Below are 7,942 nucleotides of genomic sequence, written 5' to 3'. Positions count from 1 at the left end.
GCGTGGCCTCCGCCGTCGGAGAAGGCGCAAGCGCGGTGCGGTCCATCCACACCGCGCTCGGACCGCGAACCTGATGTGCCATCACCGGCACACTCACCGGCCGCGCGCACACATCGCCGCAGAAGCGCTTCCCGCCCCGCAGACCCGTGCGCTCAGAGCCGTCCAACCGAGCTGGCGTTTCAACGCAGAACGCCTCACCGCGTGCCCAGAGATGTGCACGGTGTGCACGACTCGTTCGCCGCCGGACGGACTGTGCCCGAACCGATCTAACGTCGCTGCGAAGGCATTCCCATCCAACGAGGCCGGGCCACATCGACGACGGGTGGCGCCGTGATCAAGGAGGAGTGGTTGTGAAGCGAGAGGACGTCGAGTTCGCCGTGGAGGGTGATGTGACGCTGCGCGGCTGGTTGTTTGTGCCGGAGGGGCCCGGTCCGCGTCCGGGTATCACGATGGCCCACGGCTATGCCGGGGTGCGTGAGCACGGGCTGGAGCGATTCGCCCGGGTGTTCGCCGAGGCGGGGTTTGTGGTGCTGGTGCACGACCATCGCGGCTTTGGGCACAGCGACGGTGAGCCGCGCTATGACGTGGACCCGTGGCGCCAGATCGCCGACTGGCGCCGGGCGATCTCGTATCTGGAGAACCGCCCGGAGGTGGATCCGCACCGGATCGGGTTGTGGGGCACCAGTTATGCCGGCGGGCATGCGATCGTGCTGGGCGCCACCGACCGGCGGCTGCGCGCGGTGGTTGCCCAGGTGCCGACCATCAGCGGCTATCGGCAGAGCCTGCGCCGGGTTGCGCCGTATCAGGTGTGCGCCTTGGAGGCGAGCTTCATCGACGATGATCGGCGCCAGTTCGGTGGTGAACCGCCGGCCACGCAGGCCGTTGTCAGCGCAGACCCCGGTGTGCCGGCCGCCTACTGCTCGCCGGATGCCGTCGCGTTTTACCACCAGCCGATGCCCGAGGGCGTCTGGGACAACATCGTCACGGTTCGCTCCACCCGCGCCGCGCGCATGTATGAGCCGGGAACGTGGATCTCGCGGGTGTCGCCGACGCCGCTGCTGATGATCGTGGGGCTAGACGATGCGATCACGCTCACCGATGTGGCGTTGGGGGCCTACGAGCGGGCCCTGCAGCCGAAGAGACTCGTCACGATTGCGGGGGGCCACTTCGATGCGTATCTGAAAGGGTTCGACGACTCCAGCGGTGCCGCGGGTGGCTGGTTCACCGAACATCTCAGCTAGCTGAGCCCCAATAGCCTTGTCGCGGAGAGGAATATGGTTATGGCCGAGCTGCGCTATGGCGTGTTGGTCCACGACGGCGTGCGCCGTCACCGGGCCGAGCGGCTGCCCGACGGCAGTCCGATCGTGTCCTCGCCGCTGGCGTCGACGTTGATCTTGGGCGAACACGACGCCGTGCTGGTCGACGCGCCGTTTACCCGCGAGCAGGTGGCGCGGGTCGGCGACTGGATCGAGCGATCGGGCAGGCGGCTGGCCTACATTTACGCGACCCACGGTCACGGCGATCACTGGTTCGGCACCGATCTGCTGATGCGGCGCTTCCCGGGCCCCATTGCGTATGCCACCGAGGGCACGATCAGGCTGATGCACCAACAGGCCACCCAGGGGCGGGCCGAGCTGTGGGACGTCGATTTTCCGGGCCTGATCCCCGACAGCCCGGTGGTCTACCAACCGATCCCAGCCGAGGGGTTCGAGTTGGAGGGCCACCGTCTGGTGGCGGTCGAGACCGGTCACACCGACACCGACGACACCACCGTGTTGCATGTGCCGGTGATCGGGCTGGTCGTGGCCGGCGACGTCGCCTACAACGGGGTGCACCAGTACCTGCTGGAAAGCGCCGGGGGCGGAATTGAGGCGTGGCTCAAGGCGATCGACAAGGTCGCCGCGCTGTCACCACGCGCGGTGGTCGCCGGCCATAAGAACAAAGACCTGCCCGACGATCCGGTGATTCTGGAGCAGACCCGCGACTACCTGCTTGACGCGCGGCGGCTGCTGGCCGATAAACCCAGTCCGCGTGAGTTCTACGACCAGATGATCGACCTCTACCCGGACCGGCTGAACGTGGGACCGGTCTGGTACGGCGCGCTGGGGCTGTTGTCGTGATGCCCCCGGAGCAACCGCGACTTAGGGAAATCCGTTGAGCGACGCGAGGTCCCGAACGTCGGTGCGCGACGAGCTGACGCACTGGTTCTTCGACGACTACCTGGCTACCTGGGTGGGGGTGGGAAGCGGGGCGATCGCACGGGGGTCGGAGTTCATCCTCTACCACTGGGGTGTGCCCCTGCATCACTGCACGCCCGACGACGGCGACTGGCTGCTGGACGGCGCCAGCGTGGTGGGCATGCTGGCGCGCATTCACAGTCGATTGCGCGGGCAGGGCTACGCGTACACCGCGGTGCCGGACCGCCAGGTGACCGTGTATCACGCCGCCGGGGCGGCGATTGAAGTGATCTGGTCACGCTGTCGTGCCGATGGCAGCGAGATTGAGCGGCTAGCCTTGCATTTCGAGGTTGCCCGGGGATCGGCGGGCTGGCGCGTGGTCGGGATTCAAGAAGCGCCGACGCGCGCGGACTCGTTGAACGCGGCCTGGGGCGGCGCGAATTGAGCGAGCGCGACGTGTCCGATCCGGTGCCGACACCAACAGCAACACATAGTGACTTGGAGCTCATTCGATGAAACAGATACAGTTCGGCCACTACGGCGAGCCCAAAGACGTTGTGGCAGTCGCTGACCAACCGCTTCCCGAGCCGCGTGCGAACCAGGTCCGCGTGCGGATTCTGCTCAGCCCCATCAATCCATCAGACCTGCTGTACCTTCGCGGCCATTACTCCGGCGTCACCCCCGCCTTTCCGGCGCCGGTGGGTTTCGAAGGCGTCGGCGTGGTCGACGCCCTCGGACCCGGCGAGCGCAACCTCGGGGTGGGCCAGCGTGTCTTAGTGCGAAACTCCCAGGGCGGCAACTGGGCCGACTATGCCGTCGTCCCCTCAGGGCAGGTGCACCCGGTCCCGGAGGACATCCCCGACGAGCAGGTGGCGTCGTTTCTCATCAACCCGGCCAGCGCGATCCTGATGGTGCGCCACGTGCTGGGCGTGCCTCGCGGGGAGTGGCTTTTGCAGTCAGCGGCGGACGGCGAGCTGGGTCGGATGATCATCAGGCTGGCCCAACGCGACGGCATCCGCACCCTCAACGTGGTCCGCAGAAAGGAGGCGGCCGCCGAACTGGAAGCGCTTGGCGCCGATGCGGTGATCGTCTCCACCGAGGGACCGATCGATGAGCAAGTCCGCAAAATCGTGGGGCCACAAGGAGTTGGCTACGCGATCGACCCGGTCGCCGGGCAGACCGGGACGGAGATCTTCCGGTCGCTGTCCCAGGACGGCCGAATGCTCGTCTACGGATCGCTCTCCCGCGAGGCGATCCGCGTCGGAGAAGACCCCCGCTTCACGCTGTCGGGTCGGCGCACCCTGGAGGTGTACTGGCTTGGCTACTGGCTACCACGCCTGGACGACAGCGGCTTCTACCCCAGCGGAGCCCCCGCGATGGTGCAGCTCATCGATGAGATCGCCGACCTGATACGCCAAGGCGTTCTGGCGACCTCCCCAGGCACGAAATATCCGCTCGACCAGATCCGCGCTGCGGTAACCGAGACCGAGTCGGTGGCACACAACGGCAAGGTATTCCTGGCTCCCGGCCCCATCCACTAACCCGCCCAATTCAAGAAAAACCGCATGCGCACAACCCGACAGAAAGGTACGGAAGGAAACAACTATGAAAGACTCTCGCTTGGGTGGCACGTCATACAAGAACGCGCCGACAAAGTCGGTTTCCGTCGGCGGCACTCGATTCGTCTACCGCGAGCTTGGCGTCGATACCGGCATACCGGTGATCTTCCTCAATCACCTGGCCGCGAACCTCGACAATTGGGACCCCAGAGTCGTCGACGGCATCGCCGCGAAGTACCGCGTCATCACCTTCGACAATCGCGGGGTCGGCGCCTCACAGGGCAAGACGCCTGACACGGTCGAGGCGATGGCACAAGACGCCGTTGCGTTCATCCGTGCACTGGGATTCGACCGGGTCGACCTGCTCGGCTTCTCGATGGGCGGATTCATCACACAGGTGATCGCACAACGCGAGCCAGCGCTGCTGCGAAAGATCATCCTCGCCGGGACGGGGCCCGCCGGAGGCGCAGGCATCGTCAACGTGACGAGACTAAGCTACCTCGACAACATCAAGGCGCTGGCCACCCGGAAGAATCCCGAAGAACTTCTGTTCTTCACCAGAACGGCCAACGGCAAGTCACAGGCCAAAGCGTTCATCAAGCGCTTGAAAGAGCGCACCGACGATCGGGATAAGGCCGTCACACTGCCGGTCTTCCGGACGCACCTCAAGGCGATTCACGCGTGGGGGCTTGAGCAGCCGGCCGACTTGGCGCACATCCACCATCCCGTCCTGGTAGCCAACGGTGATGACGATCGCATGGTGCCGACGACCAATTCGTACGACCTGGCGCGTCGCCTTCCAAATGCGACGCTCCGGATCTACCCTGACGCCGGACACGGCGGCATCTTCCAATACCACGAGCAGTTCGTTGCAGAGGCGCTCGAATTCCTGGGATCGTGAGACGCGCGAGGTTCGATTGCCCGATAACAATGGCTTCGGCGTGAATCGAGTGGTGGCAACCAGACGCGCACAACCCGACCGGGACGTTTCGCCGATGGCTGGTACGGCGAGTGGAACCTCAGCGACGGCAGCAGTCCTGCTGACGTTGCAGCGCAGCATGATTGGGTCCAAGAGGCGTGCTGACCGGTTCCTACTCGCCACCGTCGAATTGTCTGCTCAACGGCCAATATTCTTGCACCTAGACGCGACTGCGCACTGAAGCTCGACCGCTCCGAGACCCACCAACCCCAAGCCGCATAGCGACTGGACCACAAAACGGGTCCCCCTGACGAATCCCCGGCGGGGGAGCGGCGCTTGCCCAACCACTCCGAACCACCCTCTTGGGTGTCGACTAGTTCGATTAACACGATGAAACATCGAACTCGGAACTGAGCAGGCCCGGCGGCATCGAAATCCGTTGATGTGAACTGTATTAGAAATCGCACCGCACACTTCGTCATCGGTGTCATGGTGAAAGCTGTTGTCGCACAGACAGTTAGGGAACATGGCGTGGTTCCGATATCGCATAACATGTGATATCGGTCTGCGCGTCCTGGCGTTGTTTCAGTCGACCGTTTGATCTGGCGTCACAGTGACGGAAGGGCCCGAGAGCGCTTTGCACACTGCAAGTGGCGGCTGCCGGCAGGATTTGGACGGCGTGAGGTTTACGAAAAAGTGGACACGTACGTGAGACAAATCGGAGTGGACATCACGTGAGACAACCCGCATCGGTGCAGTTCAGTGCATCACAAGTGGACACGGAGTTTGAGAACCGACACTAGCTGTACGTTCTCAAACAAAGTGGCCACTTCTCATTTGAAATGGCCACACGTTGGCCAATTGGCCATTTGAGTGAGACAAACACTGCGTGAGGTGCCTGGCGCGTCGACTTCGGTCGGTACGCAACACGGCCCAGGTTGGTAGTTGCTCGGTTGTCGACCGACGAAGAGGCGCTTAGGGCCCCTTGTCCGGACTAACGGCGACACCGCCGGGGACGTGTGGATTCAAGTCCTCTATCGTCCACGCGGAGTAGTTCTACAAACTCAGATGGAAAAGGTCACGGACTCGAAGGTTTGCCGCGTCTGGAAAACATCCCCAAGTCTGGGAAAAGTTACCAATGACGGTAAATATGTTGCATAGCAGCAACTTTCAATCGTACCATAAATCTCGGTTCGATATCGCAGTCATCGCGAATCGGCTATTGCACTGGCGTGCGGTGGATTTCGATCTCACCATCGGAACGAGCAACTTCGATGCAAGTGAGGGATCATGCCAACCAGGTCGCTATCCGGTTCACCGGGCCCGGCCGACTCGCCGCAATTGAGTATTCGCATGCACGACGGCGAGATCGTTCGGGTACCGGTGCAGCAGCTGTCGACAGCGTTGATGGCTGACACTAAGCCGCTTCGCACGTTTCGCTGGTATAAAGGCCAGCCGCATTATTCCGGGACGTACTGGTCATCAACCGAGGCTGCGCACGTGATTTACGAATCACGGCTCGAGTTGAGCAGACTGCTGCTGGCAGATTTTGACGCAGCGGTCACCCGAATATTCGCCCAGCCGTTAATGATTCGAGCAAAAGTAGACGGGCGTCGGCTGCGGCACACCCCGGACTATCTGCTGATCGCGGGTGCTGAATTTCGGTTTGTCGCCGTGAAGCCGCAGGGTCGGCTCGAGGATCCGAAAGTGATCGCAACGTTCGCGTGGGTACGCGAGGTCATCGAGTCGAACGGGTGGTCTTTCGAGGTCGCCAGCGAGCCGCCACAACCATATTTCGATAACGTGCGCTTCTTGCCGGTTACCGCCGGAAATCTTCAATTTCCGACGAGGCGCTGGCGGCGCTGCGTACACGCAGCCTCGACGGCAAGAGCATCAGGGATGCGCTGCGCGCTGCGACCGGCCCCGAACCGTTGACACGTGCTGCGCTGTTGCACATGTTGTGGACCCACGAGTTAGAGGCCGACCTTACGCAAGTACTCAGCGACAGAACGATTCTCATGCCACGGGTGCTTGCGGCCGGACCGGAATCGTAGACATGGGCGGCAGAGGGCCAGGTGCGTTCGGCCGATGTCAGCGAGTACAGCCGCGAGGAGCCGAATTGCAGCTTCTGGACGTGGTTTTCGTCACGCAAGTGATCCATGCGCATGTCGGATGTCGGGATGTAATACTGCGGGTAGTACGCGATCTCCCAAACGTAATGGGCGCGGGCGGTGTCGAATACGAGTGTCTTGTCGAAATAGCCGCGTACCCGGCGCGGTGCAGGCTCGATGAGGCCTCGTTCGCCAAGCAGCTGGGGGTAGTCCCGATCGGGGGTCGGTGACTCAGTCATTGGTCCTCCTGATTGCGCATGAGCGACACGAGCGGCCCTTCGGCGCTGCTCTTAGACAGATCGGTACATAAGAGTACGTCGCTTGACGACCCAAGACTGAAGCCGTAGGACTTGGCGCCGCCGGCAAGAACGACCCGCCGAACAGGCACACTGCCCGCTGCGAGAGCGCCGAGCGCATTTTTCAACATGCTGGCATTCGGCTCGACCGTTCCGGCCATCGCGGGTTTCTCGACATAGGCAGCGGAGACCAGATCGGTCACCTCACCAAGAGACGAAAAGGCGTTCTTCGTACCCTCACGGTCCATCAGATCGACGCTGATATGAGGGGGTGCGGACTGCGCCCGGTAGGCCGGTGCGGGTCGACCCGCGGCCGTGGTGACCCCCCCACTGCGGGTTGTTCGCGACGGCGTCGATAGCACCAGTACCAAGCGCACGCCATAGGGTCCAACAAGCAGGATCTGGCGTTGCAGGGCGGCTGTTTCAGAAGTAGTGGACATCATTATTGCTTCCGAGTCGAGTTGATCTGCACGAACTCAGCGACTGCTGCGCCGATTTCGTTGGGGCTGTCCTCTTGGACGAAATGGATTCCGCTGACCGTGGTTTCGGTCAGATTGGGCCAGCTGCGGACGAGCTCGCGGATGCGGCCGTGGACGACGGCGCCCGGCTCGGCGTTGATGAACAGCTTGGGCACGTCGCTGTCGGCCAACCAGCTGCTGTAGGCCTCGACCACCGACACGACGTCGGCCGGCTCACCGTCGATCGGGAGGTTGCGTGGCCACGACAATGTCGGGCGGCGGTCTTCACCTGGGTTGGCGAATGGCTGCCGGTAGTGGGCCATTTCTTCGTTGCTGAGCGGGCGCCGTATCTGTGCCGGGAGGACACTCTCGACGAAGATGTTCTGCTCGAGCGCCATTCGCTCGCCCCGCGGTGACCGGAA

The 7,942-nt window shown here is 63.1% G+C and carries 7 protein-coding genes and 3 pseudogenes; 7 read left to right on the top strand and 3 right to left on the bottom strand.

Features of this window, described 5'->3' with window-relative positions:
• Positions 1 to 350: 350 nt before the first annotated feature.
• From JWP83_RS02740 to JWP83_RS02710, 7 genes and pseudogenes are all read left to right on the top strand, one after another.
• On the top strand, positions 351 to 1,241 hold the full coding sequence (locus JWP83_RS02740) for an alpha/beta fold hydrolase (RefSeq protein WP_297725539.1): 891 nt from the start codon (positions 351 to 353) through the stop codon (positions 1,239 to 1,241).
• Between the two features lie 39 nt (positions 1,242 to 1,280).
• Positions 1,281 to 2,120 (top strand): MBL fold metallo-hydrolase, encoded by an 840-nt coding sequence (locus tag JWP83_RS02735; protein WP_297725537.1) that lies wholly within the window; start codon positions 1,281 to 1,283, stop codon positions 2,118 to 2,120.
• Positions 2,121 to 2,181: 61 nt separating this feature from the next.
• Positions 2,182 to 2,622 (top strand): hypothetical protein, encoded by a 441-nt coding sequence (locus JWP83_RS02730; protein ID WP_297725535.1) that lies wholly within the window; start codon positions 2,182 to 2,184, stop codon positions 2,620 to 2,622.
• A gap of 67 nt (positions 2,623 to 2,689) precedes the next feature.
• Complete coding sequence (locus JWP83_RS02725; RefSeq protein ID WP_297725533.1) at positions 2,690 to 3,718, top strand: zinc-dependent alcohol dehydrogenase family protein; 1,029 nt, start codon at positions 2,690 to 2,692, stop codon at positions 3,716 to 3,718.
• A gap of 64 nt (positions 3,719 to 3,782) precedes the next feature.
• Complete coding sequence (locus tag JWP83_RS02720) at positions 3,783 to 4,637, top strand: alpha/beta hydrolase (protein ID WP_297725531.1); 855 nt, start codon at positions 3,783 to 3,785, stop codon at positions 4,635 to 4,637.
• A 152-nt stretch (positions 4,638 to 4,789) separates the two neighbouring features.
• A pseudogene (locus JWP83_RS02715) lies at positions 4,790 to 4,879 on the top strand (hypothetical protein); the annotation flags it as partial.
• 1,129 nt (positions 4,880 to 6,008) lie between these two features.
• Positions 6,009 to 6,590 carry a TnsA-like heteromeric transposase endonuclease subunit gene (locus JWP83_RS02710; RefSeq protein WP_297725529.1) on the top strand — a complete coding sequence of 194 codons (582 nt, stop codon included), beginning with the start codon at positions 6,009 to 6,011 and terminating at the stop codon, positions 6,588 to 6,590.
• Between the two features lie 112 nt (positions 6,591 to 6,702).
• On the opposite strand, the pseudogene JWP83_RS02705 reads toward JWP83_RS02710, so the two are convergent.
• The 3 genes and pseudogenes from JWP83_RS02705 to JWP83_RS02695 form a co-directional block, all read right to left on the bottom strand.
• Positions 6,703 to 7,005: pseudogene (locus tag JWP83_RS02705) on the bottom strand (DUF427 domain-containing protein); the annotation flags it as partial.
• Positions 7,002 to 7,502, bottom strand: coding sequence for a hypothetical protein (locus JWP83_RS02700; protein WP_297725527.1), 501 nt, complete (start codon positions 7,500 to 7,502; stop codon positions 7,002 to 7,004). The pseudogene JWP83_RS02705 and the gene JWP83_RS02700, both read right to left, overlap by 4 nt.
• A 2-nt stretch (positions 7,503 to 7,504) precedes the next feature.
• Positions 7,505 to 7,942 (bottom strand): annotated as a pseudogene (locus JWP83_RS02695) (haloalkane dehalogenase); the annotation flags it as partial.

It is taken from the genome of Mycobacterium sp., from assembly GCF_025965855.1.
In the GTDB taxonomy this organism is placed as follows: domain Bacteria; phylum Actinomycetota; class Actinomycetes; order Mycobacteriales; family Mycobacteriaceae; genus Mycobacterium.
The sequence above is the reverse complement of the archived record's forward strand: the minus strand, read 5'-3'. Positions and strand labels throughout refer to the sequence as shown.

Excerpts from the sequence above, each read along its gene's own strand:
- JWP83_RS02725 (WP_297725533.1), top strand. The coding sequence starts at position 2,690 with ATGAAACAGATACAGTTCGGCCACTACGGCGAGCCCAAAGACGTTGTG.
- JWP83_RS02700 (WP_297725527.1), bottom strand. The coding sequence starts at position 7,502 with ATGTCCACTACTTCTGAAACAGCCGCCCTGCAACGCCAGATCCTGCTT.
- JWP83_RS02735 (WP_297725537.1), top strand. The coding sequence starts at position 1,281 with ATGGCCGAGCTGCGCTATGGCGTGTTGGTCCACGACGGCGTGCGCCGT.
- JWP83_RS02710 (WP_297725529.1), top strand. The coding sequence starts at position 6,009 with ATGCACGACGGCGAGATCGTTCGGGTACCGGTGCAGCAGCTGTCGACA.
- JWP83_RS02720 (WP_297725531.1), top strand. The coding sequence starts at position 3,783 with ATGAAAGACTCTCGCTTGGGTGGCACGTCATACAAGAACGCGCCGACA.